The sequence below is a fragment of the Dactylosporangium darangshiense genome, assembly GCF_039537565.1.
GTDB lineage: Bacteria > Actinomycetota > Actinomycetes > Mycobacteriales > Micromonosporaceae > Dactylosporangium > Dactylosporangium darangshiense.
Genome location: NZ_BAABAT010000033.1, coordinates 78,502 through 104,093 on the forward strand (window position 1 = coordinate 78,502; position 25,592 = coordinate 104,093).

Here is a 25,592-nt window from a genome sequence, read left to right on the forward strand (position 1 = left end):
CCGCCATGACGGGCCAGATCGTGACGTTCTATTCGTACAAAGGCGGCACCGGCCGCACGATGGCCGTGGCCAATGTCGCCTGGATCCTCGCGAGCAACGGCTACCGGGTCCTCGCCGTGGACTGGGACCTCGAGTCGCCCGGCCTGCACCGGTACTTCCACCCGTTCCTGCTCGACAAGCGCCTGCGCTCCTCCTCGGGCATCTTCGAGATGATGCGCGACTTCGCCGCGACGACGCTGGACCCGACGCACGAGGACGAGGACTGGTTCGCCCGGCGCACCCAGGTGCTCGACTACGCCACGTCGCTGGACTGGCAGTTCGCGGGCGGCGGCGGGATCGACCTGCTGCCGTCGGGCCGGCAGGACCGCTCGTACGCGCGCAACGTGAGCACCTTCGACTGGCCGAGCTTCTACGAGCGGCTGGGCGGCGGGGACTTCATCGAGGCGCTCGGCCAGGACATGCGCCGCCACTACGACTACGTGCTCATCGACAGCCGCACGGGCCTGAGCGACGCGGCCGGCATCTGCACCGTCCAGCTGCCCGACGTCGTGATCAACTGCTTCACGCTGAGCACGCAGAGCGTCGACGGCGCGGTCGCGGTGACGAAGTCGATCCTCGACCAGCGCGAGCGGCGGCCCGTGCGCATCCTGCCGGTGCCGATGCGGGTCGAGGACGCCGAGCAGATCAAGCTCGAGGCCGGGCGCGACTACGCCCGTCAGGAGTTCGCGCCCTACCTGGGCGGCCTCACCGGCGAGCGGGCCAGCCGGTACTGGGGCGACGTGGAGGTCCCGTACAAGCCCTACTTCGCCTACGAGGAGATCCTGGCCTCCTTCGCCGAGCGGCCCATGCTCGAGAACTCGCTGCTGGCCTCCTTCGAGCGGCTCACCCGGGTGCTGACCGGGGGCGCGGTGCAGGAGCTGCCGGCGCTGGACGAGCAGCGGCGGCGGCGCTGGCTGCTCGAGTTCGAGCGGCCGCGGCCCAACATCTCCAACGACGTCGCCATCAGCTACGCCGCCGTCGACCGGATGTGGGCGGAGTGGATCGCCGCCGAGCTCGGCGAGGCCGGCCTGCAGGTGGTCCTGCACGACGTGGACTTCTCGACCGGCGCCAACTTCGTGAGCGAGATGGAGAAGGCGTTCGGCACCGTCAGCAAGGTGCTGGTGCTGCTGTCCGAGGCGTACGTGGCCTCGCCGCAGGCGGCGCAGGTGTGGCAACTCGTCACCGCCCGGGAGATCGCCGGGCGGCCGCTGACCCAGCCGGTCCGGCTCGACTCGACCCGGCTGCCGGAGCCCTTCACCGACCGCGTCCCGCTCGACCTGTCCCGGGCGACGGAGGAGCAGGCAAGGGAGATGCTGCTGACCGCGCTGGAGCGGGCGGCCCGGGCGCGCGGGCCGGCGCCGGAGTCGGGCCGGCGGGGGCCGCGCTTCCCGGCGACGCTGCCGCCGCACTGGAACGTGCCGCAGCGCAACGACTCGTTCACCGGCCGCAGCTCGGTGCTGGAGAAGCTGCGCGACCGGCTGTCGGCCAACGTCACCGTCGTCGTGCCGCAGGCCTTGCACGGCCTCGGCGGCGTCGGCAAGACGCAGGTCGCCCTGGAGTTCGCGTACCGGTTCGCGGCCGACTACGACCTGGTCTGGTGGATCTCGGCCGAGCAGCCCCAGCTCATCCGCTCGTCGCTGGCCGAGCTGGGCGTGGAGCTGCGGCTGGCCTCCGGCGAGAACATGAGCGACAGCGTGCGGATCGTCTGCGACGAGCTGCGCCAGGGCCGCCCGACCAGCCGCTGGCTGCTGATCTTCGACAACGTCGACGAGCCGGAGGCGGTGCGGGAGTTCATCCCGCTGGGCGCCGGCCACGTCCTGCTCACCTCGCGCAACCAGGCCTGGAACCGCGAGGCCCGGGCGATCGAGATCGACGTCTTCACCCGCGACGAGAGCGTGCAGTTCCTGACCCGGCGGGTGCCGGGGATCGACCGCACGGAGGCGGCGCTGGTCGCCGAGCGCCTCGGCGACCTGCCGCTCGCGGTCGAGCAGGCGGCGGCGTGGCTCACGGCGACCGGGATGCCGGTGTCGCAGTACCTCGAGCTGCTCGACACGCAGCTGCTGCGCATGATGGACCAGAACCCGCCCAGCGGCTACAACAAGACCACGGCGGCGACGTGGCTGCTGTCGCTGTCGAAGCTGCGTTCGGACACGCCGGCGGCGGCCAAGCTGCTGGAGCTCTGCGCCTTCTTCGCGCCCGAGCCGATTCCGACGTCGCTGCTGTACAGCTCCCGCTTCACCAGTGTGCTGCTGCCGTTCGACCCGAGCCTGCGCGACCCGATCATGCAGGGGCAGCTGATCCGCGAGATCGGCCGCTACGCGCTGGCGAGCGTCGATCCGGCGCAGACGAGCATCCAGATGCACCGGCTGGTCCAGGCGGTCGTGCAGGACGACCTGGACGAGGGGCAGCAGCTGGAGAACCGCCGGCACGTGCAGGAGAGCCTCGCCGCGGCCGGGCGGGGCGACCCCGACGTGCTGGTCAACTGGCCGATGTACGCGAAGCTGTGGCCGCACATCCGGCGGACCGAGTCGCTGCGCTCCGACAACGCCGAGGTGCGCCAGCTCGTGATCGACATGGTGCGGTACCTGTGGCGGCAGGGCGACTTCGCCAGCAGCCAGGGCCTGGCGGAGGAGGCGCTGCGGTTCTGGGGCGAGCGGCTCGGCCACGACGCGACGTCACTGCTGCTGCGCTTCCACCTCGGCAACGCGCTGCGCTCGCAGGCGCACTACAACGAGGCCTTCGACATCGACCGGGAGACCGCGGAGCAACTGCACCGCCTGGTCGGGCCGGAGCACCCGTACAGCATCATGGTCGCCGGCGGCCTGAGCGCCGACCACCGGGCCCTCGGTCACTACGACGAGGCCCGCTCGCTCGACGAGCAGAACCTCGTGCGGGCGCGCGAGGCGTTCGGCCCGACGCACGACCGGACGCTGATGCTCGCCAACAATCTCGGCGTTTCCCTGCGCCTGGTCGGCGATTTCCGGGCCGCCGAGGCGCTCGACTCCGAAACGCTGCAGACGCGGCGGCGGGTGTTCGGCGAATCGGCGCCCTACACGCTGGGCGCGGCGAGCAACTACGGCAACGACCTTCGCGCTCTCGGCCGATTCCAGGAGTCGCGGAAACTGCTCGAATCGACGCTGCAACTGCATCGGGAAGTGCTCGGCGAGGGCCACGCCGAGACTTTGCGCACGGCTAAACACCTCGCCGTGACGCTGCGCAAGCTGGGCGAGTTCCAGGCGGCCAATGCATTGACCATCGACACGCTGAAACGCTACGTCGACCTCTTCGGCCGGCAGCATCCGGACGCGCTGGCGTGCCTGATGAACCGCGCCTGCGAGGAGTCGGCGATCGGCGATCACCTCACCGCCGAGCGGACCGCCGGCACGGTGATCGACGGCTATCGGCGGATCTACGTCGCCAACCACCCGTTCCTGCTGGCCGGCCTCAACAACCTGTCGATCTTCAGCCGCCTCGCGGAGCACCACGAGGCCGCGCGCACCCTCTCCGAGCAGGCCCGCGACGGCTTCCGCGACGCGCTGGGCCCGCTGCACCCCTACACGCTGTCGAGCCAGATCAACCTCGCCAATGATCTCTACGAGGCGGGCGAGTACGGTGCGGCGGCGAGCCTCGACGAGCAGACGTGGCGGGGCCTGCTCACCTCGCTGGGCGCCGATAACCCGGACACGCTGGCGGCCGCGGCGAACCTCGTCGTGAGCCGCCGGACGGTCGGTGACACCCCGGGGGCGCAGGCCCTCTACGAGGAGACGGTGGCCGAGAGCCGGCGGATCCTGGGGGAGGCGCACCCGAACACGGCCGTCATCCGCGACGGCGGCCGGCTCAACTGCGACATCTCCCCGCCGCCGACCTGAGCCCGCGGGCGGGCGGTCACGGCGCGGACTGGAAGCGGCTCACTTGCTGGTGCCCGTCGGTTGCCTGCTCGACGAGCCGCTGGACCGTCATGGCGAACGCCGCCGGTCGCCGCACGGCCGGGTCGGCCAGCTGCGCGAGCGAAATGCGGTCGGTGGCCGTCAGCGCGGCCAGCCCGGCCTCCGCGTTGCGTGACGCGGCGGCGGCGCCCCCAAGATCCATACCCGTTCCCATCGCAACACAGAGCCACCGGGAGATTACTTCACGGTAGTCGAGCCGGTGAGGCCACACCGAAGAACCCACGTTTCCGGGAATGGTTCTCCGGTCGCGCTGGGGCACTTCAGCAGCACCGATCGCGCTCAACCCAACGACAGAAACGGTCGTTTGTGATGGGCACTGCAGGCCGCCTGGCGAGGATCTAACCACATGATGAATGCTCAACGTAAGGGCGAAACTATCTCCGCAGCTCGATCCGCATTTCGCAGCAGCGCCGCGGGACTGGCCGGGCGCAGCCTTTCGACCACCGCCCGCACGAGCTCGGGACGGTCGCGAAAAACTTGCGGCGGCATCATTCTTGCTCCATACAAGTCACTGCAAACCGGTGCGCCCGGCGCGAATCCTCCGAGTTCGGCCGCGACGACGAGACCTACCCAGGTCTCGTCGGACGAATCGCCCGAGTCCAGTCGGCCCAGATAGCCGCGAGCGGCGCGCGCCGGGTCCCCCGCGGCGAGCGCCGCGTCGGCGGGATCGTCACCCGGCCCCGGCTCGCCGTCGAGGGCCGCGCGGATGGACCGCACGAGGGCCGTCGGGCCGGCGGGGAGCGCCTCTCCGGGCGGCCGCAGCGCTCCGGTGGCCGCGATCGGGACCGCGTCGCCGGTCCGCCAGGCCGCGGCGAGGCGCTCGACCTCGTCCTGCGCCGGCGCGTAGTTCACCAGCCGCCATCGGGCTCGCTGCGCCGCCACCATGGCGAAGCAGGCGTCGGCAACGGCCGGGTCCACCGGTTCGTCGCGCCAGGCGAGCATGGTGGACCGCATTTCCTCGACGAATCTCCGGCCATTCGCGGTGAGCCGTTCGCTGCCGGAGAGCGTCCGCAGCGCCTGCCAGGTCTGCTCCCGCCAATACGCGAACTCGATCTCCGCGAAACGGCCTCCGCCGACCTTCCGGCGCATTCTCCAGAAATCGGCGACACCAAGATGCGCATAAATACCTTGGAGCATTGCCTCCGGGGGTCGAGGGTCGAGTCGCCACGGCGCGTGCAACCGCTCCGGCGAGCCTTCCTCGCACAGGTCGACAATGTCCAGAAGGGCACCGAGTTTCATGTGCATGAACTCGTGCAGCAGCAACAGCGCCAGTTCCTGTGCCGTTTCCGGAATGGACACGGCGACCGAGCCGGCGGCCAGCCGCGACGCCGCGCTGATGCCACCGCCGCCGGGCGGGCGGCGCAGGGGTACCACCGAGCGCAGCCCGATCCGCATCGCCGCGGCGTGCTCGGGATGCTCGGTGACCAGCAGCCGCCACGCCGCCTCGAGCTTCGCCGCGAACGCGTCCGCCTCGGCGTCGCTCAGCCGTGGTGCCGGCGCCCATTGGTAGCAGTCGCGGTACGGGTCCTCATCCTCGATCACGAGTGCGTAGCCGGGCTCCAGCGCCGCGCGGCGCTGCGGCCGCCACGCCGGCGCGTCGATCCGGTGCGGCACGCCGGCAAGCGACGCCGCCGCGGCCGCGATGGCGCGCAGGTGCCCGAGGTCGGTCCGGCGACGCAGGCACACGCTCGCCCACGCCGCGATGTGCGGCCGCCCGAGCACCTCGCGCACGGCGTCCGGGTGGCTCTCGTCCAGCTCGAGCAGCAGCTCGATCGCGGCCTCGACGCCGGCCGCCCTGCGCTGCGCGGCGTCCGCGCCGCCGATGACCTCGGCGACGAGCAGGCGGTGCCGGCTGAGCTGGCCCTCGAACAGGGCGCGGATCGTGTCCGGGTCGCCGTAGCCGGCGGCGAGCCGCAGGAAGCCCTCGGCCGTCATCATCGGCGCTCCGCCTCCACCAGGACGGGCCGCTCGACGTGCGTGATGAGCTGGAACAGGTCACTGCAGTACACGGACCTGTTGTCGAAACCCGATCCGGCCCGGTAGCGATGGGCGCGCAGGCCGCCGCCGCAGACGTCCGCGACCGGGCAGGACCGGCATTCCGTGGGCAGCTGCGCGGGCGCGGCCCGGGCCACGTGTTCCAGCACGTCGTCGAGGCTCTGGGCCTCGAGCGTCAGCCCCGTGCGAGCGCCGCCGTCGACGGTGGTCTTCAGCGAGTCGGCGAGCTCGTACGAGCCGTCGGTCTCCACCGTGACGATGCCCGGCAGGTCGCCCCCGATGGCCTCGGTGTCGCTGTCCCCGCCGAGCCAGCGCAGGATGATCGACTGGAACAGCCGCATCCGGGGCGGCGTCTCGGAGGCGTACCACTCGTCGAAGATCGCGATGAGCCACGCCGCGTAGGAGAGCTGGCCCGCGAAGTGCGGCGGCCGGCTCTCCCAGTTGGCGTGGGGCAGCAGGAGGTCGATGGACGGCGGCCGGAACGCCAGCAGCCCGCGGTAGACGGCCAGCGGATCGTTGCGGACGTCGACGACGGTGAGCAGGCCGGCGAACTGGCGGCGGTACCGCGGGTCCGACTGCATCAGCTCGATCCCGGCGGCGGCCCGCTCGTACGAGCCCGCGCCGTTCGGGTAGATCCGGTGCCGGTCGTTCGCGATCGCGTCGCCGTCGAGGCTGACGCCGACCCGCACGTCGTGGCGGACGAACATCTCCAGGAACGCCTCGTCCAGCAGCGTGCCGTTGGTCTGCATCGAGTAGCGGACGGCGGTGCCCGGCGGCGCCGCCGCCCGGATCGCCTGGAGGGCCGACTCGATCCGCTCGTGTCCGGCGAGCAGCGGCTCGCCGCCGTGCAGCACCACGTCGATCGCCTCGAGCTCGTGGCGCTCGGCGTGCTCGGCGATCCGGCGCGCGGCGAGCGCGACGGTGGCGCCGTCCATCGACCGGGGCTGGCTGCGCCAGCCCGTATCGACGCTGTTGTATACGTAGCAGTAGGAACACGACAGGTTACATCGACTGTTGACTTTGAGAACGACCTGTCGCACGCGCATCGGCGCATTCACTGCAGCATCCTCGCAGCGCGCACCGGCCATCTCGCGAAACCGCGCGCCGATTAGCCCGCAAGATTCTCCTCAGGAACTCGCGATTCCGGACAACTTCCGCGAAACGACGCGCCGGTGGGCGTACCAGATCAGGACCACGGCGCCCGCCGTGAACACCGCGTTGCCGATCAGGTCGACGACGACCGCGGCCGTGCCGACCGGGGACTCGACGAACGAGTGCCAGGCGTACGTGAGCAGCGCGCCGGCGCCGATCGCCAGCCGGTGTGCGTCGGACCAGCCCTCGCGGGCCGACCAGCGGGCCATCAGCGCCAGGTATGCGGCCACGTCCACGACGAACGCGGCCACGCCGACCCAGGTGGGCAGGCCGAGCAGGGTCAGGCCCATGAACAGCCCGCCGGCGACGAGGGTGGCGACCAGGACGATCCAGGCCCGCGGCGCGGCGCCGGTGCGCGGCCGGAAGGTGACGCGCAGCAGCAGGCCGGCCGCGATGAGCAGGGCCAGGATGACGCCGGTGACGGTGAACTGGCCGGCGGTGGCGGTGTACGGCCACATGGACATGTTGATCGCCGTGGTCACCGCGATGCCGATGGCGAACAGCACGGCCGTGACGATCAGGCCGGTGCGGCCCAGCCACGGGGTCGTGCGGCGCTCGCCGGAGATGACCTCCATCATCATGATCGGCGTGCAGACGCTCCAGAAGACGTGGATGCCGACCACGAACAGGGTCCACGGGACCGAGATGCCCAGCGCCGGGATGAAGCCGTCCTGCAGCAGGTGCTGGTCGGCGTAGTTCGGGTTGAACAGGGACTGGGTGGTGAGGCCCTCCTCGAGCACGCCGTAGCCGACGGCCAGGATGAGGATGTTGGGCCAGCCGAGCCCGCGGCGGCGGACCAGTTCGCGGATGAGCAGGGCGCCGCCGCCGTACATCGGGGCGAGCGCGACCACGGCGAACAGGAACGTGATGGGCAGGTTGCCCAGCAGGAACTCGGCGACGAGCGGGGCCAGGAAGAACAGCCCGGCGGCGGGAGCGATGCGGCGAATCATGCCCTTGAATCAACCGCAGGTCGGCGGGCGATACGCGGATCAGATCTCAGGCATCGCCCGGTACAAATGTCATGCCCGGCGCTGTGCCGATCGCGCCTCCTGCAGCCCGCGGGCGGCGAGGCGGTCGGCGCGCTCGTTCTCGGGATGGCCGTTGTGGCCCTTCACCCAGTGCCACTCGACCTGGTGGATCGCGACGAGCGCGTCGAGCTCCTGCCACAGGTCGACGTTCTTCACCGGCTGGCGGTCGGTGGTCTGCCAGCCGTTGCGCTTCCATCGCGGCACCCAGGCGGTGATGCCGTTGCGCACGTAGGAGCTGTCGGTGTAGAGGTGCACGACGACCGGCCGGGTGAGGCTGCCCAGCGCCCGGATCGGCGCGGTGAGCTCCATGCGGTTGTTCGTGGTGGGCGTGGCCTCGCCGCCGCACATCTCCTTCTCGACGCTGCCGTAGCGCAGGACGGCGCCCCAGCCACCCGGTCCCGGGTTTCCGCTGCAGGCGCCGTCCGTGTAGATCTCGACGTGGGTCACGCCCCTATTAGACCGCGTGCCACTTCTGGTTCGCCGTGCCGGCGCAGTCCCACAGCTGCAGCAGCGCGTCGTTGTCCGGGTTCCAGTCCTTGATGTCGACGCACTTGTTCGCCTGCGGGTTGACGAGGTCGCCGGCGGCGCCGAGCACGAACTGCTGCGCCGCGTTGCCGCTGCAGTCGGCGATCTGAATCGCCGCGCCGTTGGCGGTGGAGCCCCAGGCCACGTCCATGCATTTGTTGTTCTCGGTGCGCAGCGTGCCGTCGGCGAAGGTCCATTTCTGGTTGGTACCGCCCGTGCAGTTCCACACGATCAGTCGCTGCCCGTCGGCGAAGTTCCAGTTCGGCACGTCGATGCACTTGCCGTTCCAGTTGCTCGCAATGGACTTCGCGCCGGTGTTCTGCGTCGGGGGCGGGTTGGTCGTGCCGCCGCCCACGAACGGGCTCAGGGTGATGCCGGCCGCGCGCGGGTCGCCGTCGTGCACCAGCGACTCCTGGTTCAGCACGTCGTCGAAGGCGAAGCCGTACGCCTTCCCGTCCGCCATGTTCGCGTGCACGATCTTCGAGTAGTGGTTGGTCAGCGCGCTGTTGTAGAAGTCGGCCGCGGTACCGCCGGGCTGGGTGTCGATCGTGCCGAGCGTGCTGCGGTGCAGCGCGGCGCACAGCGTGCGGGCGATCGGCCCGACGACCTGGTCGTTGGGGGCGCCGAGGGCGCCGTCGCAGCCCCACACGTTGGCCGTCGACGGCCGGTTGAAGCTCGCCACCTGCCGGCCGGAGCCGTCGGTGAAGTTCATGACCGTGCCGCTGGTGCGGCCGAAGTACCGCACGTTCGGCTGGTTGGTGAACGGCTGCACGGTCAGCGTCCTGGTCGTGTACGCGTTCCAGGCGTTGGCGATGTACGGGTCGAGGTACGTCGCGCTGAACAGCCCGGCGTCGGCCGCCTTGCCGGGCGCGAGGACCCGCAGCACGGTGCCGTCGCCGCGGGTGACGACGGTGTTGCCCCAGCCCGCGGTCGCCCTGACCTGGTCGATGACGTTCTGCCGGCCGTTCGCGACCAGGGCGCCGGTGGTGTGCACGGCGCCGTTCGCGCCGGTGACGCTCACCGCGTGCGGCACGGCGAACATGTCGACCTGGGAGCTGTTGAGCCACAGGCCGGCGTCGTTGTACGTGAACTCGCTCCAGTCGAACAGGATGTCGTGGTTGGGGTCGCCGGCCGCCCACGGCGCCGGCTGGACCAGCCCGTCGGGGGTCAGGAAGAACCTGAGCCGCTCCCCCAGCGACATGTACACCCGCCCGGACAGGCCCCGCGGCAGCTGGATGGTCTTGCTGGCCCCGTTCACGGGGCCGGGTATCGACACGTCCGGCGCCGGCATCGGCGGGTTGGTGCCGGGCGACCAGGCGGTGAACGCGCCGCCGGCGTCCACGTAGCCGAGCCGTCCGGTGCTCAGGTTGGTGCCGAGCACGTACAGGTACACCGAGTCGCCGCGGCCGGTCGTGTTGGTCACGGTGAACGGCAGCAGGTTCGGCCCGGTCGCCTGCGCGGCCGGCATCGCGGCGATGGCGACCGGCACGGCGGCGGCGAGCAGCGCCGCGGCGCCGAGCAGTTTCGTCCTCAATCGCACGGTAACAACCCCTTCGTGAGAGCGCTCTCACGGCAGCATCGATCAGGGCGCCACAGGCGTCAACGCGATCCAACGAAACCCAACGATCTGTTAAGCGTCGATTGAGCTTCGGGGTCTTCGGGGCCTTCGGCGTCTTCGGGGTAGCAAACCGTACGTACGTCTTGCTATGGTGCCGGCATGCAACTGCCGACCGGACCGATGCGGCTGCTCGTGGCCGCACAGCTCGTCAACACGCTCGGCACCGGGATGTGGATGACGGCGGGCGCGCTGTTCCTGACCCGCATCGCCGGGCTGTCGGTGGCCCAGACCGGCGTCGCGCTCAGCATCACCGCGCTCGCGTGCATGGTGGCGAGCGCGCCGATGGGCTACGTCGCCGACCGCGCCGGCGCCCGCGGCGTCCTCGTCGCCGGGCTCGTCGCGCAGGCCATCGGCACGGCGGCGTTCGCGCTGGTCGGGTCCGTGTGGAGCTACCTGCTCATCGGGGTGCCTCTCGCAGTCGCGGACGCGGCGCAGCGGGCGGCGAAGGGCGCGGTGATCGCCGGTGCGGTGCCGGCCGACAAGCGCGTGCACACCCGCGCCTACCTGCGCTCGGTCACCAACGTCGGCATCGCCGCCGGCGCGGCGCTGGCCGGCATCGGCCTCGCGGTCGACACCCGCCCCGCCTACCTGGCGCTGCTGTTCGGCGACGCGGTGACCTACCTGGTCGCGGCGGCGCTGCTGAGCCGCCTCGACCGGGTGCCGCGCGCCGCCCGCCGGGACGACGGCCCGCGGCTCATCGCGCTGCGCGACCGGCCGTTCCTCGCCTTCGTCGCCCTCGACGGGCTGCTGTCCACGCACTTCGGCATCTTCGAGGTCGCGCTGCCGCTGTGGATCGCGCACCGCACGGACGCGCCGCGCTGGCTGATCGCGGTGCTGTTCCTGACCAACACCACGGCGGTGGTACTGCTGCAGGTGCGGGCCTCGCGCGGCACCGACGAGCCGCGCGGCGGCGCCCGGGCGGCCCGGCGGGCCGGGCTCGCCCTCTTCGCCGCGTGCGCCCTCTATGCGCTGTCCGGCCCGGCGCACCACGCGGTGACCATCGCGCTGCTCGTCGCCGGCGCGCTCACCCACGTCGGCGCCGAGCTGTGGCACGCCGCCTCCGGCTGGGGCATCTCCTACGGCCTGGCCCCGCCGGACGCGCACGGGCAGTACCAGGGCGCCTACGCCATCGGCATGCAGCTGGGCCAGATGCTCGCGCCGGTCGTGGCCACGACGCTCGCCGTCGGCTGGGGCGGCCCGGGCTGGATCGTGCTCGGCGCCGCGTTCGCGCTGGCCGGCGCCGCGATGCCGCCGGTGGTGAACTGGGCGCTGCGCAACCGCCCGTTCGTCATGGAGCCGGAGCCGGATCCGGCGCCGGCGACCGCTTAGGCTCGCGGACCGAACCGGCGATCAGGGTCGCGATGCCCAGCAGGGCCACGGTGGCGAACAGGGCGCGGGACACGGTCACGTGGTCGCCGAGGAAGCCGATCAGCGGCGGGCCGCCGAGGAAGGCGCAGTAGCCGATCGACGCCACGACGCTCACGCGCGGAGCGGCGTACTTCGGGTCGTCCGAGGCGGCGCTCATGCCGACCGGGAAGCCCAGCGAGGCGCCGAGGCCCCACAGCAGCGCGCCGGCGAAGGCGACCGGCGTGACGCCGCCGAAGATGAACAGCAGCAGGCCGCCGATGCCGAGCACGGCGATGGCGCGGTTGACCGGGACGCGGCCGTAGCGGTCCAGCAGCCCGGGCCCGAACCAGCGGCCCGTGGTCATCGCGGCCAGGAAGAGCGCGAACCCGAGCGTGCCGACGGCGGCCGGCGCGTCGTAGTCGTCGATGAGGGCGACGTTGATCCAGTCGACGCCGGTGCCCTCGGCGAAGGCGAAGGCCAGCACGAAGAGGCCGATCAGCAGGGTGCGCGGCTCGCGCCAGAAGCGCAGCGTGTGCCGCAGCCCGCCGCCTTCGGCCGGCGCCGGCTCCTGCGGGGCGTCGGGCAGGTAGTCGCGCACGGCCCACATGGTGCTCACGCCGACGGCGACCGCGGCCACGGTCAGGTGCAGCGTGACCGGGACGTGCGCGGCGACCGCGCCCGCGCCGACGAGGGCGCCACCCACGGTACCGACGCTGAATCCGGCGTGGAAGCGGGACATGATCGAACGGTTCAGGCCCCGCTCGACGTCGGCGCCCTGGACGTTCATGGCGACGTCCCACGCGCCGCCGCCGAAGCCGAACAGGTACAGGCCCACCACGACCGGCGCGACGCCGAGGTGGTAGCCCGACGCCGCGATACTCAGCGCGATCATGAGCAGGAAGGCCATCGCGCCGACCGTCCGGCGGGAGCCGAAGCGGGCGACGATGTGGCCGGAGGCGACCAGCGAGGTGAGCGAGCCCGCGGCGATGGACAGCAGCACCAGGCCGAGCCGGGACGGGTTGAGGTGCAGGGCGTCGCGGATCTGCGGGATGCGGCTCGCCCAGCTCGACATCGCCACGCCGGCGGTGATGAACGTGATGTAGGTGGCGCGCGTGGCGGCGCGGAGGTCGAGGGGAGGCGCTTCGAGGCTCGTTGGATAGGTCGCGGGGTGCGTCATGGGGTGGGTCCGATCGCTCGGTCGACGATCGCCCGGATGTCCTGGCGTGACACCGGGCTGGTCGACAGGGTTTTGTGCATGACCAGGCCCTCGATCAGGGCGTCGACGCCCCGGGCCGTGGTCGGGTCCAGATAGCGCTCGAGCACGGCGCGGCTGGTGCGCATCCACGTCTCGGTGATCTCGCGCAGGGCCGGCTCGCGCAGGGCGGCCAGGTAGAGCTCGTAGGCGATCGCCCAGTCGGGCCCGCTCGCGCCGGCGTCGCCGTCGATGAGGTCGGTGACCGCCTCGACGAGCTGCTCGCGGGTCTCGACGCCGCGGAAGTGCGCCTCGTAGATGACCGACATCCGCTCCGCGTGGCGCCGGAACGCCTGCGCGCGGAGGTCTTCCAGGCCATTGAAGTGGTACGTCAGCGAGCCCAGCGGCACGTCCGCCGCGGCGGCGATGAGCCGGTGCGTGGTGCCGGCGACGCCGTGCTCGGCGATGACCCCGATGGCCGCGTCGACGATGCGATCCTTGCGATCGGGATCGTGCCGGCGGGTCGACATCAGATCTCGCGCACGATGCGGGCCGGGTTGCCGACGGCGACCACGTTGGCCGGCAGGTCCTTCACGACCACCGCGCCCGCGCCGACGACCGTGTTGTCGCCGATGGTGACGCCCGGGCAGACGATGACCCCGCCGCCGAGCCAGACGTTGTCGCCGATGGTGATGGGCGAGCCGGCCTCCCACTTGTCGCGCCGCTGCTGCGGGTCGACGGGGTGCCACGCGGTGAGCAGCTGCACGTTGCTCGCGATCTGCACGTCGTCGCCGATCGTCACGCGGGCCACGTCGAGGCACACGAGGCCGAAGTTCGCGAAGGAGCGGGCGCCGAACGTGGTCTGGTAGCCGTAGTCGAACTGGATCGGCGTGCGGATCTCGGTCTCCTCGCCGAGGCCGCCGAGCAGCTCGGTGAGCAGCTTCCGCTTGGTCTCGCCCTCGGTGACGGGCAGTGCGTTGATGCGGCGGGTGAGCTCCTGGGCGCGCACGTAGTCGCGCGCGATCTCCTCGTCGGCGATGTAGAGCTCGCCGTCGAGCATGCGCTGCCGCATCGACTTCTCAGGGCCGGTCATGTGTACAAACGTACATTGGATGTGTACATCTGTACACCCCCGCCTGTAACGGGCCTCTGTAACTGTTACAACGGTCGCGGCGGCGCGGTCGAGTCGCGCACAACCAGCTCGGTGGCCAGCTCGACGTGCAGGGCGTCGAGCTCGTGCCCGCCCATCATGCGCAGCAGCATGGTGACCGCCATGCGGCCGAGCTCGGCCAGGGGCTGGCGGACGGTGGTCAGCATCGGGCGGGTGGCCCGGCTGACCTCGATGTCGTCGAAGCCGGCCACCGACAGGTCGTCGGGGACCCGCAGCCCGCGCTCGGCGGCGGCCCGCAGTGCGCCCACGGCGATCTTGTCGTTGAAGGCGAGCAGCGCGGTCGGCGGCTCGGGCAGGTCCAGCAGCTCGCAGGCGGCGGCGTGGCCCTGCTCCTCGTTGGGCTCGGTGACGAAACGCATCAGCTCGGCCGGCGGCAGGACGCCGACGTCGACGAGCGGCGCGATGTAGCCGGCCAGCCGCCCGTCGTTGACCGACCACTCGCGCGGGCCGCCGATGATGCCGACCCGGCGGTGCCCGAGCCCCACCACGTGGGCCGAGACGCTGCGCGCGCCCGCGAAGTGCGCCGAGGACACCGCGACGACGTCGCGCGGCGGCGCGGTGCGCGGGTCGACCACCACGAACGGGAATCGCCGGTCGCGCAGCGCCGCCAGGTCCTCGGCCGGTTCTGGCGGCAGGATGAGGATCGCGCCGCGCACACCCGCCCGCTCGGGCAGCGTCGGCAGCGGGCTGCGGCCGACCGCACTCTTGCCGGCGTTGAGCATGACGCTCATGCCGTGCAGCTCGACGGTCTCCACGATGGACGACACGATCAGCCCGAAGTAGTCGCTCAGCACATAGGGGCAGCGCACGAAGACCGTGTCGCCGCCGGCCGCGGACCCGGAGCTCGACCGCGGCCCGTGCCGCCCCAGCTTGCTCGCGGCCCGCAGCACCAGATCGCGGGTCTGCGCGGACACGTTCGCGTGCCCGTTGAGCACGCGCGACACGGTGGCGACCGAGACGCCGGTCTCGTCGGCAAGATCGCGGATCGTCGCACGTCTCGGCACGGCCGGCGGGGTCCCATCTCCTGGTTATGGATGCTTTATGGCTGGCAGCTGGGCATTGAGATGCAGCGCAGTATAAATGACACAAGGGATGTAACTTGTTTCATTATGTTTTGCTGTGTTTCGTTGACACGACGCAGCATCGGGTGTTTTCTATGTGACACCCCGCCATGCACGACGCTCACCACCAACACCGCCCCCTGACCGCGACGCACGGCCCGCCAGCCTCCGCCCGGTCACACCGCCTCCCCCGAAAGGCGATGCCCCGTGTCTAGATTCGGTGCGCCCAAAAACAAGCCCAGAGCCAGGCAGGCGGCGGTCCTGGCCGCCGTCGCGGTGGCCGCCGCGGCGGTCGCCGTGCTGCCACAGCAGTTCGCCAACGCGGCGAACGAGAGCGTCAACGTCTGGCTGACGACCACGTCGGACGCCGGAGGCCGCACCGTCACCCGCGGGCTGCAGCAGCAGAGCCCGGTCGTGTTCACGGCGAGCAGCGGCAGCGCGAACCAGACCATCACCGTCAACGACGGCGTCACGTACCAGCCGTTCGAGGGCGCGGGCGCGTCATTCACCGACACCGCGGCCTTCGACATCCGCGGCAGCGGCGCGCTGAGCACCGCGACGCAGAACGACGTCATGACGAAGCTGTTCAGCCCGACGTCGGGCATCGGCGTCAGCGCGCTGCGCAACGTCATCGGCTCGTCGGACCTGGCGCAGAACAGCTACTCCTACGACACGACGTGCTGCGACCTCAACGACTTCTCGCTGTCGCGCGACGCCGACGTCATGGCGCTCACCAAGCAGGCCAAGGGCCTGAACCCGAGCACCATCGTCATCGGCTCGCCCTGGTCGGCGCCGCCGTGGATGAAGGACAACAACGCCTACAGCCAGGGCTACCTGCAGGCGCAGTACTACAAGACCTACGCCCAGTACTTCGTGAAGTACATCCAGGGCTACGAGTCCAACGGCGTGCACATCAACTACGTGACCGAGCAGAACGAGCCCGGTTGCTGCGCCGGCTACCCGTCCATGCAGTGGCCGGTGTCGGGCCTGCAGTCCTTCGCCAAGAACGACCTCATGCCGGCGCTGCAGGGCGCGGGCCTGAGCACCAAGCTGCTCATCGGCGACTGGAACTTCGACACCTACGACACGTGGGTGGCGCCCCTGGTCAACGACGCCGCGATCCGCAACCACCCGAACTTCGGCGGCATCGCCTGGCACGACTACGGCGGCAGCCCGACGCAGATGACCACGGTGCACAACCAGTACCCGAACGTGAACATGTACTTCACCGAGCACTCCGGCGGCACGTGGGTCAGCAACCAGCAGGTCGAGGACATGTACGACCTGATCGACTACTTCCGCAACTGGGGCCGGTCCTGGACCAAGTGGAGCCTCGCCGTCGACCAGAACATGGGCCCGCACAACGGCGGCTGCGGCACCTGCACCGGCCTGATCACGGTGCACCGCGGCGACTCGCGCAGCGGCCAGGTCGACTACACCATCGAGTACTACACGATGGGTCACCTGACGAAGTTCGTCCGCCCGGGCGCCGTGCGCATCGACTCGAGCGCGAACTCCACCATCCCGAACGTGGCGTTCAAGAACCCGGACGGCTCGAAGGCCCTCATCGCCTTCAACTCCAGCGGCTCGACGCAGACGCTGAAGGTCAACTGGGGTGGCCAGTCGTTCGTGTACAGCCTGCCGACGAAGACCTCCGCGACGTTCACGTGGAACACCGCGACCGGCAACCCGACCCCGACCGCCACGCAGACCGGCGGGGGCGGCACGCGCACGGGCGCCATCACCGGCATCGGCGGCAAGTGCGTCGACGTCGCCGGTGCGAGCTCGGCCAACGGCACCGCGGTGCAGCTGTACACCTGCAACGGCACCGGCGCGCAGCAGTGGACGGTCGGCAACGCCGACAACAGCGTCCGCGCGCTCGGCAAGTGCCTCGACGTCTCGGCCGCCGGCACCGCCGACGGCTCCCTGGTCCAGCTCTACGACTGCAACGGCACGGCCGCGCAGCAGTGGACCGCCAGCGCCGGGAAGCTCGTGAACACCGGCTCCGGCAAGTGTCTCGACGCGACCGGCAACAGCAGCGCGGACGGCACCCGCCTGCAGATCTGGACCTGTTTCGGCGGCGCCAACCAGCTCTGGACGCTGCCCTCCTAATCGTCCGCCTGTTCATCCGGAGGAACCGCATGCCCCGTCCCCGCACCCGAAGAAGACTGCCGCTGCTCGCGGCGCTCGGCGCACTGCCGCTGGTCACCGCCGGCGTCATGTTCGCCAACATCGGCGCCGCCTCGGCCGCCGCCAACCCCGGCCCCGGGTTCCCGGCCCACTACGCCGCGCCGTACGCGGAGATGTGGAACAACCCGTCCACCCTCATGGCCGCGTACAACGCGACCGGCAACAAGTACTACACGCTGGCCTTCATCATCAGCCAGGGCACCTGCAACGCCACCATCAACGGCGACACCGCGGTCACCGACGCCGGCTGGAACAACGCGATCAACAGCCTGCGCGCGGTCGGCGGCGACGTCATCGCCTCCTTCGGCGGCGCGGCCGGCGACGAGCTCGCCTCCTGCAGCACGGTCGCGGCGATGCAGGCGCAGTACAAGAAGGTCATCGACCAGTTCAACCTGACCCGCATCGACCTCGACATCGAGGGCTCGACGCTCGACAACACGGCCGCCAACGACCGGCGCAACACCGCGCTGGCCAACCTGCAGGCGCAGTACGCCACCCAGGGCAAGACGCTGGCCGTGGACTACACGCTGCCGGTCAGCCCGAGCGGCCTGGAGTCCAACGGCATCGCCCTGCTGCAGAACGCCAAGAGCCACAACCTGAACGTCAACCTGGTCAACATCATGACCATGGACTACGGCCCGGCGATGGACATGGGCCAGGCCGCGATCAGCGCGGCCAACGGCCTGCACAACCAGCTCGCCTCGATCTGGACCAACAAGACCGACGCGCAGCTGTGGGCGATGGAGGGCAACTGCCCGATGATCGGCGTGAACGACACCAGCGCCGAGGTCTTCACCATCCAGGACGCCCAGGAGCTCGAGGCCTTCGCCGCGAGCAAGGGCATCCAGCACCTGACGTTCTGGGCGCTGGGCCGCGACAACCAGGGCTCCAGCGGCACGCCGCAGAGCAACTATCAGTTCACGAACATCTTCAAGGCGATCACCGGCGGTACCACGCCGCCGACCAGCCCTCCGCCGACCAACCCGACCACGCCGCCGGCGGGCTCCACGACGCCGATCCACGGCTACGGCGGCAAGTGCGTCGACGTCGCCGGCGCAAGCTCGACCAACGGCGCCCACGTGCAGCTGTACACCTGCAACGGCACCAACGCCCAGCAGTGGACGCACACCGGCAACACGTTCCGCGCGCTCGGCAAGTGCATGGACGTGACCGCGGCCGGCACCGCCAACGGCACCAAGGTGCAGCTGTACGACTGCAACGGCACCAACGCCCAGAACTGGACACTGGGCGCCAATGGCAGCCTGGTCAACTCCGGCTCCGGCAAGTGCCTGGACGTCACCGACTGGAGCACCGCCGACGGCAACCAGCTGCAGATCTGGACCTGCGGCGGCACCGCCAACCAGAGCTGGACGCTCGGCTGACCGAGTCGTGATCCCGGCCCGTCTGCTCCGCCTGGGCAGACGGGCCGGACCCGAAGGCCCGGCCGGTGCCCCGTCGAGGGGACACCGGCCGGTGTTGGTCTGGTCAGCCGTTGGCGCCGGGGACCGCCTGCGTGACGGGGAACCAGGTCGACGGCTGGCCCGGGTCGGCCAGCGTGGCGTCGTCGAGCACGCGGCGCAGTTCCGCCGTCGAGAGGCCGCCGCTGCTGTACAGCTCGATCAGGTACTTGCCGTCGCGCGTCATCCGGTAGCAGAGGTCGGCGTTGCCGGAGTTGCAGTACGCGGCCAGGCCCGGCCGCTGGTGCGTGCTGTCGGTGAAGGAGACCGGGAAGACGCCGACGCGGAAGGTCGGCGAGCCCGCCGCCGAGGCGTCCACCGTCGCCGTGAGGCCGGTGTACGCCGGGCGCGTCTTGATCAGCCGCACGCTCGACACCATGTACGGCCCGCCGTTGGGGTAGTCGTCCGTCGCGCCCACCGACGTCAGCGTGTAACCGGGCGGCGTCCACCCGAGCTTGACCGGCACCGTCGGCGTCGTCGCCGCTCCACCGGCCAGGCCGGAGGCGATCTGCAGGAACTCGGCCTTGCTGTACCCGTCCGGCGTCACCGAGGCCACGGTCGCCCACGCGCCGTCGGCGTACTGCCAGGCGAGCGCGCCCTTGGACGGCGAGGTGTCGCCGGGCTGGTAGTGCACGCCCGCCGCGTAGAGCCCCGGCCGGCCGTTGACCCGCACGGACTCGGCGCCGTTGAACCGCGTCGGCTGGAACGCGCCGGGCCGGTACACGGTCAGCAGGGCGCTGTAGCCGGGCACCGACGCGACGACCCGGTCCTCCTTGGTGCCGTCGTACATGTTCTCCATCTCGTCGCCCCGGCGCACGTACGACTCCTGGTAGCCGGGCGTGACGAGGATGGCCGAGCTGACGGTGAACGGGCCGGTCTTGTAGCCCGTGATGCCGTACGCGAACGCACCCGACGGGTACGTCAGCGGCCCGGCCGGCGCCGTGGTGGCCGCCGGCGCGCCGACGGCCTGGGGCGGCGCGCTCGTGCCGCCGAACGCGTGCGGCAGCGCGATCGCCGCGGCGACCGCCACCGCCGTGCCGGCTCCGGCGCCGATGCGCAGCAGCCGGCTCCGGGTCTGACGCATCCGCCCGGCCGCGACGACCTGGTCGACCCCACGCCGCATTGGTGGCGCCTCGACCAACGCGTCGGCCCGCGCCTCTTGAAGAAGATCCTGCATATTTCGGCTCATGACGCCCTCTCGATATGTCCGGGTACCGCGACGATGCCCAACGGTTCGGCGACATCGAGCCGCTCGCGCAGCCTGGCCAGGCCGCGCGCCGTATGTGTCTTGACGGTCCCTTCCGGGCACCGCAGCGCCTCGGCGGTCTCCTGGACACTGCGCCCCTCGAGATAGCGCAGCACCAGCACCGCGCGCTGCTGCACCGGCAGCGTGCGCAGGGCCTGCAGGACGGTCAGCCGGTCGACCACCGCCGGCGTGCCGTCGCTGGCCGGCGGCTCCGGCAGCGCGTCGCCGGCGGCGCGCTCCCGTTTCCACCAGGGCCGGCGAACCTCGTCGACCGCGGCCCGCACGACCATCGTGCGGGCGTAGCTGTCGGGCCGATCGACCCGTCGCCAGCGCGCGTACAGCTTCGCCAGCACCGTGCAGACCGCGTCCTCGGCCAACTGCCAGTCGCCGCAGGTGAGATACGCCAGGCCGCGCAGCTGGTCCATCTGCGCGGTGACGAACTCACGGAACGCCGCCTCGTCGTCACTGTTCACCGGTCGGGACTCCAATCGTCGCGCGGACTAGACGGGCGTCGGCCCCGCGCGCGTTTCAGCCTTGCCCGACTTCTTTGCATCGACAACGCGGCATGTCGGCGCGGGCGCGGGAACGCTTAACCCGTCGCGTAACGAGGACGCGACGGGCACGATGCCTGGCGTGTGGCCGTCGCCGTTCTTCGCCGCGTTGCAAGGCTCCCGCCGGGTGCTCGTCGCCGGCGCCGGTGGCGGCTTCGACGTCTTCGCCGGGCTGCCGCTCGCGCTGTGGCTGCAGAGCCACGACATTGAGGTACACCTGGGAAATCTGTCGATCGCCAACCTCTACGCCCTCGACGCGGACGCGTGGGTCCTGCCCGGCGTGGCGGCGATCGGGCCGGACACGATGGCCTACGAGCGGTACTGCCCGGAGCGCACCCTGGCCCGCTGGCTGGCCCGCCACGGCCGGCCGGCGACCGTCTACGCGTTCCCGCGCACGGGCGTGCGGCCGCTCCGGTCGGCCTATCGGGCGCTGGCCCGCAGGCTCGGGCTCGACGCGATCGTGCTGGTCGACGGCGGCACCGACATCCTGCTGCGCGGCGACGAGGCGGCGCTGGGCACGCCGGTCGAGGACGCCACGAGCCTGGCCGCGGTGCTCGGCACGCCGGTGCCGACACGGCTGGTGGCGAGCATCGGCTTCGGCATCGACGCGTACCACGGCGTCAACCACGTCCAGGTGCTGGAGAACATCGCCGCGCTGGACCGCGACGGGGCCTACCTGGGCGCGTTCTCAGTGCCCGGCGGCAGCCGCGAGGCCGCCCTCTACCGCGACGCGGTCGCGTTCGCGGCGGCCGAGATGCCCGGCGACGTCAGCATCGTCAACGGGCAGATCGCCGCGGCGATGGCCGGCGAGTCCGGCGACGTGCGCTTCACCGAGCGCACCGGCGACACGGAGCTGTTCGTCAACCCGTTGATGGCCATGTACTTCACGTTCGACCTGCCCGGGCTGGCGCGCCGGTCGCTGTACCTGGACCGGATCCGCACCACCGAGGACATGCTGGCGGTGTCGGCGGCCATCGAGCGCTTCCGCGACGAGGTCACCCCGCGTCCGCGCCGGGCCTTCCCGCACTGACCTCGATCAGCATCATCGCACCGTCTCGATCAGGTCGGTCAGCTCGCGCATGAGGGCCTCGGCGCGGGCGGTGCCGAACCGGGACTCGACGGCCCGGTGGTGCGCCGTCGCGGCGTGGTCGAGGCGGGCCAGCAGCGTGGTGCCGGCCTCGGAGAGGTACACCGCGACCCGCCGCCGATCGCTCGGGTCCTGACGACGGTAGACGACCGCGCCGTCGACCAGCCGGTCGACGGCCTTCGTGAGCGTCGGGTGCGGCATCAGCGCGGCCTCGGCGAGGTCGCCCATCGAGTGCCCGCGCCCGTCGGAGAGCGCCTGCAGGATGCGCCACTGCTCGACGGTGACCCCCTCGGCCTGCAGCGCCGCCGAGAGCCCGCGGTTCACGGCGCGCTCGGCCTCGCTCAGCACGTATCCGAGGTGGGCCCGCAGCCCGATCGCATCCACCGTTGTGCCCCCCTTTTCGCCCGCCCGCATAGGAAAGATACTCGGGCGCGTGGATGAGGTCCGGGTGATCTGCGACCCGTTGGAGGCGCGGCTGCTGCCGCCCGAGCCGGGCCGCGCCGTGCGCGTGGCGCTGGCCGTGCCGACGTCGGGCACGCTGGGCATGATGGGCCCGGCCGTGCTCAACTGCGCCCGCCTGGCGGTGGCCGAGCTCAACGCGGCCGGTGGCCTCCTCGGCCTTCCCATCGAGTTGGTACTCCTGGACGCCGGCCGCCCACCCAGGACCGTCGCCGCCGAGCTGTCCGAGCTGGTCCGCGCCGGCGCGGTGTCCGCGGTCGTCGGCACACACGCCAGCGACGTGCGCGTCGCCGCGGTCCGCGCATTGCGGGGCCGCGTGCCGTACGTCTTCACGCCCCCGTACGAGGGCGGCGAGCGCGCCCCGGGCGTGTACCTGCTCGGCGAGACGCCCGCCCGCCAGCTGCGCCCGGCCGTGGACTGGCTGGTCCGCCACCGCCGGGCCCGCCGCTGGGCCCTGGTCGGCAACGACTACGTCTGGCCGCGGATGCTGCACCGCGCCGCGGTGGCGTACCTGCGCGACGCGCACGCCCAGGTGGTCGCGGCGCGGTACGTCCCGCTCGGCGCGCTGGACCCGGCCCCGCTGCTGGACCTGCTGGCCCGCCGCCGCGTCGACGCCGTCCTGCTGACGCTGGTCGGTAGCGACCTCGCCGCGTTCAACCGCGCCTACGCGGCGTCCCGCCTGGCGCGCGTCCCTCGCCTGTGCGCCGCCCTGGAGGAGAACGGCCTGCTCGCCACGGACGGCGACGCGACCGGCGAGCTGTACGCCGCGATGGGCTACTTCGGCGCCGTGACCACGGACGCGGGCCTGGCCTTCGTGGAGCGCTACACCCACCGCTACGGCTGGCAGGCCCCGGTCGTGAACGGCCACGCCGAGGCCAGCTACGACGGCGTGCACCTGCTGGCGGCGCTGGCCGGCCGGGCCGGCACCCTGCACCCCGCCGACGTCGAGGCCCGGGCCGACGGCACGACGTTCACCGGCGGCCGGGGCCCCTTGACGCTCCGCGCGCGCCACGTCGACCAGCCGGTCTACCTGGCGCGCGCGGATGGTTTGGACTTCGACGTCCTCCACGCCTTCTGAGGCCGTTACACGACCACCCGCATCAGGATGCCGGTGCTCGTCTCCTCGACCCACAGCGCGCCGTCGGCGGTGATCACCGGCGGGATGTCCAGGCCGGGAATGAGCGAGCCGACGTGGCTGTTGGCCGGCATCTTGAACGGGTGGACGGTGCCGCTGCCGCCGAACTGGTAGTAGTACGGGCCGACCGACGAGCCGTTGACCAGCGCCCACACGTCGCCGTTGGCGGCGATGGCCGGCGGGTAGATGCGCAGCAGGTCCGGCGCCGCGTTCTCGCGCGTGTTGAGCTGGGTGCGGCCGCCGCCGTCGCTGACGTCCTGCAGGCAGGTCGTGTCGAGCCGGAGGGGGCAGTAGCCGACTTCGACGACCCGGGAGCCGTTGCCGGCGACGGCGTAGGTGCCGATGCCGTTGGCGGTGCGGTAGAGGACGGGCGCCCCGCCGCCGGAACTGATGCGCACCAGACCGACCGCGAAGCCGGCGGAGTACCCGACCGCCCACATGGAGCCGCCGGCGCCGGGGGTGAGCTCGCCGAGCACGGGGGCGGTGCTCAGCGGCGGCACGAGGAGCATCGCCCCGGCCGGGGTGACCCGCACCACCGGCGTGGTCGAGCCGGCACAGTTGACCCACACGTTGCCGTCGCCGGCGGTGTGCAGGCCGGCGACGGCCGCCGCGCCGCACCCCGCCGGCAGCGCGAACTCCGTGAACGCGCCGCTGACCGGGTTGTACCGGGCCAGCTTGCCGTTGGCCTGGGCCAGCCAGAGGTTGCCCTGCCCGTCGAACGTCGGCGCGGTGCGGAAGGTCGACGTCGTCGCCGGCGAGTACGTCTGGATCTGCAGCGTCGCCGGGTTCACCGCCTGGACCTTGGTCGCACCGACCACCCCGGCCGCCCGGGCGACGAGCCACACCCGCCCGTCGGGGCCCGGCACGGCACCGTAGCCGGCGCCGTTGGTCAGCACCTCCATCGCGCCGGGCTCGGGCGGCGGCTGCGTCGCCTTCGGCTTCACGTTCAGCGGCAGGATGACGCTCGCGGGAACGCCGGCGTCGTCGGTCACGGTGATCAGCACGCCCGCCGGGCCGGTGGCCGCGGTGTCCCTGGTCGGGACGCCGGAGATGACGCCGGTGGTGCGGTTGACGCCGAGGCCGTCCGGTAGCCCGGAGGCGGTCCACGCGTAGGGCTTGATCCCGCCGGTGGCCGCCAGCGTGAGGTTGTAGGGCTGCCCGACCGTGGCGTCGGGCAGGCTCGCGGTCGTCACCGCGAGCGCGCTGCAGACGCGCGGGCTGTCGTGGGTCATGATGCAGATCGCCAGCGCCGCCCGCTCCGGCGACTTGGCCGTGGCCCGGATGCGGGTCTTCAGCTGCGCCCACTGCTCCTGGGTCGCGGTGACCGCCAGGTCGAAGGCGGTCTTGAACAGCGCCGGGCGGCCGTAGTCGAGGTGGGAGGCGTCGTAGCGGGCGTCGTCCTTGGACAGCGACCGCGCGTCCGGGGCGTACTTGTTGCCGTGCGTGACCCGCCCGGTGCAGTCATCGCCGGCCCCGTACGCGTAGCAGCCCGTGATCAGGTCCGCCGGGAACGCCTCCGTGGGCCCGGACAGGTTGAACAGCAACGTGGTCTTGGTCCGGTTCAGCCCCGGGGGGATCAGCAGCAGCGGCTGGCCGGGCTCCTTCGGCGGGTCGACCCAGTTCGAGTGCGCGTAGAAGTCCTGCACGGTGTGCAGGCTGCGACCGAACTGCGACATCGCCAGGCAGTTCATGCTGTACGCGCCCGGCGTCGCCAGGTCGGGCTGGTGCGCGGCGACGGTGTCACCGCACAAGCCGTTGCCGCCATTGTTGCCGCCGTTCTCGACCCCGGCCAGAGCGGCCTTCGCGGCCGCCTCGACGCGTTTGCGGTGATGGTCGATGCAGGCCTGAATGGCGGCTTTCGCCACCTGCTGCGTCTGCGGATAGCCCGCGCGCCACGGAATCGTCGTCGACGAACCGGGCAGCTGTTTCGTCTGCGGGTACTGGAGGTGAATGTCGACCTCGAGCAGGAGCCGCCGCCAAAATGGGACATACACGGGGGAAGGCCGGGAACCGACGGCGGCCCGGACCTTTTCGAAGGTCTCCGGGGCGGCCGCGGACTCGTCCGGCAGGTAGTCGCCGTTGTCGCAGTGTGCCGCGGAGTAATCCTCAGCGATATTGCCGTTCAACGAGTCGGGCAGGTCGACCATGGTCTTCAGCCGGCTCAGCGCCGCGGGCTCGAAGCACGCCGGGTCGACGAGCGGCGCATCGTTGCCCTTGCAGGACAACGCCTTGTCGACGATGGCGGCGTGCTCGTCGATGCCGATGACCGACGAGAACGCCTCGGCGGACGTGCCCGTGCCCGCAACGCCCAGCGTCGTCGTCACTACACACACGGTCGCGGCCGCGGTCCAGCGGCGCCATGTTCCCATTCGCCTCACGGCGGCCAGTATCA

20 protein-coding genes are annotated in these 25,592 nt (G+C 71.5%); 6 read left to right on the plus strand and 14 right to left on the minus strand.

Annotated features, from left to right (window positions below):
* The first annotated feature begins 5 nt into the window (after positions 1-5).
* Positions 6-3,908, plus strand: a complete 3,903-nt coding sequence (gene fxsT / locus ABD901_RS40850; RefSeq protein ID WP_345135919.1) for an FxSxx-COOH system tetratricopeptide repeat protein — start codon at positions 6-8, stop codon at positions 3,906-3,908.
* A gap of 16 nt (positions 3,909-3,924) precedes the next feature.
* Here the strand turns inward: fxsT and ABD901_RS40855 are convergent, their stop codons facing one another.
* The 6 genes from ABD901_RS40855 to ABD901_RS40880 form a co-directional block, all read right to left on the minus strand.
* Positions 3,925-4,128, minus strand: a complete 204-nt coding sequence (locus ABD901_RS40855; RefSeq protein WP_345135921.1) for a hypothetical protein — start codon at positions 4,126-4,128, stop codon at positions 3,925-3,927.
* A gap of 215 nt (positions 4,129-4,343) precedes the next feature.
* Complete coding sequence (locus ABD901_RS40860; RefSeq protein ID WP_345135923.1) at positions 4,344-5,924, minus strand: aKG-HExxH-type peptide beta-hydroxylase; 1,581 nt, start codon at positions 5,922-5,924, stop codon at positions 4,344-4,346.
* Positions 5,921-7,069, minus strand: a complete 1,149-nt coding sequence (locus tag ABD901_RS40865; RefSeq protein ID WP_345135925.1) for an FxsB family cyclophane-forming radical SAM/SPASM peptide maturase — start codon at positions 7,067-7,069, stop codon at positions 5,921-5,923. The genes ABD901_RS40860 and ABD901_RS40865 overlap by 4 nt, the downstream gene beginning before the upstream one ends.
* 39 nt (positions 7,070-7,108) lie before the next feature.
* On the minus strand, positions 7,109-8,083 hold the full coding sequence (locus ABD901_RS40870) for a hypothetical protein (RefSeq protein WP_345135927.1): 975 nt from the start codon (positions 8,081-8,083) through the stop codon (positions 7,109-7,111).
* 69 nt (positions 8,084-8,152) lie between these two features.
* Positions 8,153-8,608 (minus strand): ribonuclease HI, encoded by a 456-nt coding sequence (gene rnhA / locus ABD901_RS40875; RefSeq protein ID WP_345135929.1) that lies wholly within the window; start codon positions 8,606-8,608, stop codon positions 8,153-8,155.
* Between the two features lie 7 nt (positions 8,609-8,615).
* A complete protein-coding gene (locus ABD901_RS40880; protein WP_345135931.1) occupies positions 8,616-10,226 on the minus strand; it encodes a glycoside hydrolase family 64 protein in 1,611 nt (536 codons plus the stop codon).
* 177 nt (positions 10,227-10,403) lie between these two features.
* On the opposite strand from ABD901_RS40880, the gene ABD901_RS40885 reads away from it, so the two are divergent.
* Complete coding sequence (locus ABD901_RS40885) at positions 10,404-11,633, plus strand: MFS transporter (RefSeq protein ID WP_345135934.1); 1,230 nt, start codon at positions 10,404-10,406, stop codon at positions 11,631-11,633.
* Here ABD901_RS40885 and ABD901_RS40890 read toward each other — a convergent pair.
* From ABD901_RS40890 to ABD901_RS40905, 4 genes are all read right to left on the minus strand, one after another.
* A complete protein-coding gene (locus ABD901_RS40890) occupies positions 11,593-12,828 on the minus strand; it encodes an MFS transporter (RefSeq protein WP_345135935.1) in 1,236 nt (411 codons plus the stop codon). The two genes, ABD901_RS40885 and ABD901_RS40890, sit on opposite strands and share 41 nt — an antisense overlap.
* A complete protein-coding gene (locus ABD901_RS40895) occupies positions 12,825-13,373 on the minus strand; it encodes a TetR/AcrR family transcriptional regulator (protein ID WP_345135937.1) in 549 nt (182 codons plus the stop codon). The genes ABD901_RS40890 and ABD901_RS40895 overlap by 4 nt, the downstream gene beginning before the upstream one ends.
* Entirely contained in the window at positions 13,373-13,936 is a 564-nt protein-coding gene (locus ABD901_RS40900; RefSeq protein ID WP_345135939.1) for a sugar O-acetyltransferase, read from the minus strand. Before ABD901_RS40900 ends, ABD901_RS40895 begins: the two co-directional genes overlap by 1 nt.
* Before the next feature lie 65 nt (positions 13,937-14,001).
* Entirely contained in the window at positions 14,002-15,018 is a 1,017-nt protein-coding gene (locus ABD901_RS40905; RefSeq protein WP_345135941.1) for a LacI family DNA-binding transcriptional regulator, read from the minus strand.
* Between the two features lie 318 nt (positions 15,019-15,336).
* Between ABD901_RS40905 and ABD901_RS40910 the strand changes: the two genes are divergently transcribed.
* Positions 15,337-17,187: a ricin-type beta-trefoil lectin domain protein gene (locus tag ABD901_RS40910; protein ID WP_425556789.1), complete on the plus strand. Its 1,851-nt coding sequence runs from the start codon at positions 15,337-15,339 to the stop codon at positions 17,185-17,187.
* A 29-nt stretch (positions 17,188-17,216) separates the two neighbouring features.
* Positions 17,217-18,647: an RICIN domain-containing protein gene (locus ABD901_RS40915; protein ID WP_345135944.1), complete on the plus strand. Its 1,431-nt coding sequence runs from the start codon at positions 17,217-17,219 to the stop codon at positions 18,645-18,647.
* A 103-nt stretch (positions 18,648-18,750) separates the two neighbouring features.
* On the opposite strand, the gene ABD901_RS40920 is transcribed toward ABD901_RS40915, so the two are convergent.
* Complete coding sequence (locus ABD901_RS40920; protein ID WP_345135946.1) at positions 18,751-19,911, minus strand: hypothetical protein; 1,161 nt, start codon at positions 19,909-19,911, stop codon at positions 18,751-18,753.
* Positions 19,908-20,441, minus strand: a complete 534-nt coding sequence (locus tag ABD901_RS40925; protein WP_345135948.1) for a SigE family RNA polymerase sigma factor — start codon at positions 20,439-20,441, stop codon at positions 19,908-19,910. Before ABD901_RS40925 ends, ABD901_RS40920 begins: the two co-directional genes overlap by 4 nt.
* Before the next feature lie 151 nt (positions 20,442-20,592).
* Between ABD901_RS40925 and ABD901_RS40930 the strand changes: the two genes are divergently transcribed.
* Complete coding sequence (locus ABD901_RS40930; RefSeq protein WP_380137172.1) at positions 20,593-21,549, plus strand: DUF1152 domain-containing protein; 957 nt, start codon at positions 20,593-20,595, stop codon at positions 21,547-21,549.
* A 12-nt stretch (positions 21,550-21,561) separates the two neighbouring features.
* Here the strand turns inward: ABD901_RS40930 and ABD901_RS40935 are convergent, their stop codons facing one another.
* A complete protein-coding gene (locus ABD901_RS40935) occupies positions 21,562-21,990 on the minus strand; it encodes a MarR family winged helix-turn-helix transcriptional regulator (protein WP_345135952.1) in 429 nt (142 codons plus the stop codon).
* A 49-nt stretch (positions 21,991-22,039) separates the two neighbouring features.
* Here ABD901_RS40935 and ABD901_RS40940 point away from each other — a divergent pair, with 49 nt between their 5' ends.
* Positions 22,040-23,143: a substrate-binding domain-containing protein gene (locus ABD901_RS40940; protein ID WP_345135954.1), complete on the plus strand. Its 1,104-nt coding sequence runs from the start codon at positions 22,040-22,042 to the stop codon at positions 23,141-23,143.
* A 5-nt stretch (positions 23,144-23,148) separates the two neighbouring features.
* Here ABD901_RS40940 and ABD901_RS40945 read toward each other — a convergent pair whose 3' ends face one another.
* The gene (locus ABD901_RS40945; protein WP_345135956.1) at positions 23,149-25,524 is read right to left on the minus strand and encodes a Vgb family protein; all 2,376 of its coding nucleotides are present in this window, start codon (positions 25,522-25,524) and stop codon (positions 23,149-23,151) included.
* Positions 25,525-25,592 lie beyond the last annotated feature (68 nt).

Coding starts and splice junctions, on each gene's coding strand:
- fxsT (WP_345135919.1), top strand. CDS start 6: ATGACGGGCCAGATCGTGACGTTCTATTCGTACAAAGGCGGCACCGGC.
- ABD901_RS40855 (WP_345135921.1), bottom strand. CDS start 4,128: ATGGATCTTGGGGGCGCCGCCGCCGCGTCACGCAACGCGGAGGCCGGG.
- ABD901_RS40860 (WP_345135923.1), bottom strand. CDS start 5,924: ATGATGACGGCCGAGGGCTTCCTGCGGCTCGCCGCCGGCTACGGCGAC.
- ABD901_RS40865 (WP_345135925.1), bottom strand. CDS start 7,069: ATGGCCGGTGCGCGCTGCGAGGATGCTGCAGTGAATGCGCCGATGCGC.
- ABD901_RS40870 (WP_345135927.1), bottom strand. CDS start 8,083: ATGATTCGCCGCATCGCTCCCGCCGCCGGGCTGTTCTTCCTGGCCCCG.
- ABD901_RS40885 (WP_345135934.1), top strand. CDS start 10,404: ATGCAACTGCCGACCGGACCGATGCGGCTGCTCGTGGCCGCACAGCTC.
- ABD901_RS40890 (WP_345135935.1), bottom strand. CDS start 12,828: ATGACGCACCCCGCGACCTATCCAACGAGCCTCGAAGCGCCTCCCCTC.
- ABD901_RS40895 (WP_345135937.1), bottom strand. CDS start 13,373: ATGTCGACCCGCCGGCACGATCCCGATCGCAAGGATCGCATCGTCGAC.
- ABD901_RS40900 (WP_345135939.1), bottom strand. CDS start 13,936: ATGACCGGCCCTGAGAAGTCGATGCGGCAGCGCATGCTCGACGGCGAG.
- ABD901_RS40915 (WP_345135944.1), top strand. CDS start 17,217: ATGCCCCGTCCCCGCACCCGAAGAAGACTGCCGCTGCTCGCGGCGCTC.
- ABD901_RS40920 (WP_345135946.1), bottom strand. CDS start 19,911: ATGAGCCGAAATATGCAGGATCTTCTTCAAGAGGCGCGGGCCGACGCG.
- ABD901_RS40930 (WP_380137172.1), top strand. CDS start 20,593: ATGCCTGGCGTGTGGCCGTCGCCGTTCTTCGCCGCGTTGCAAGGCTCC.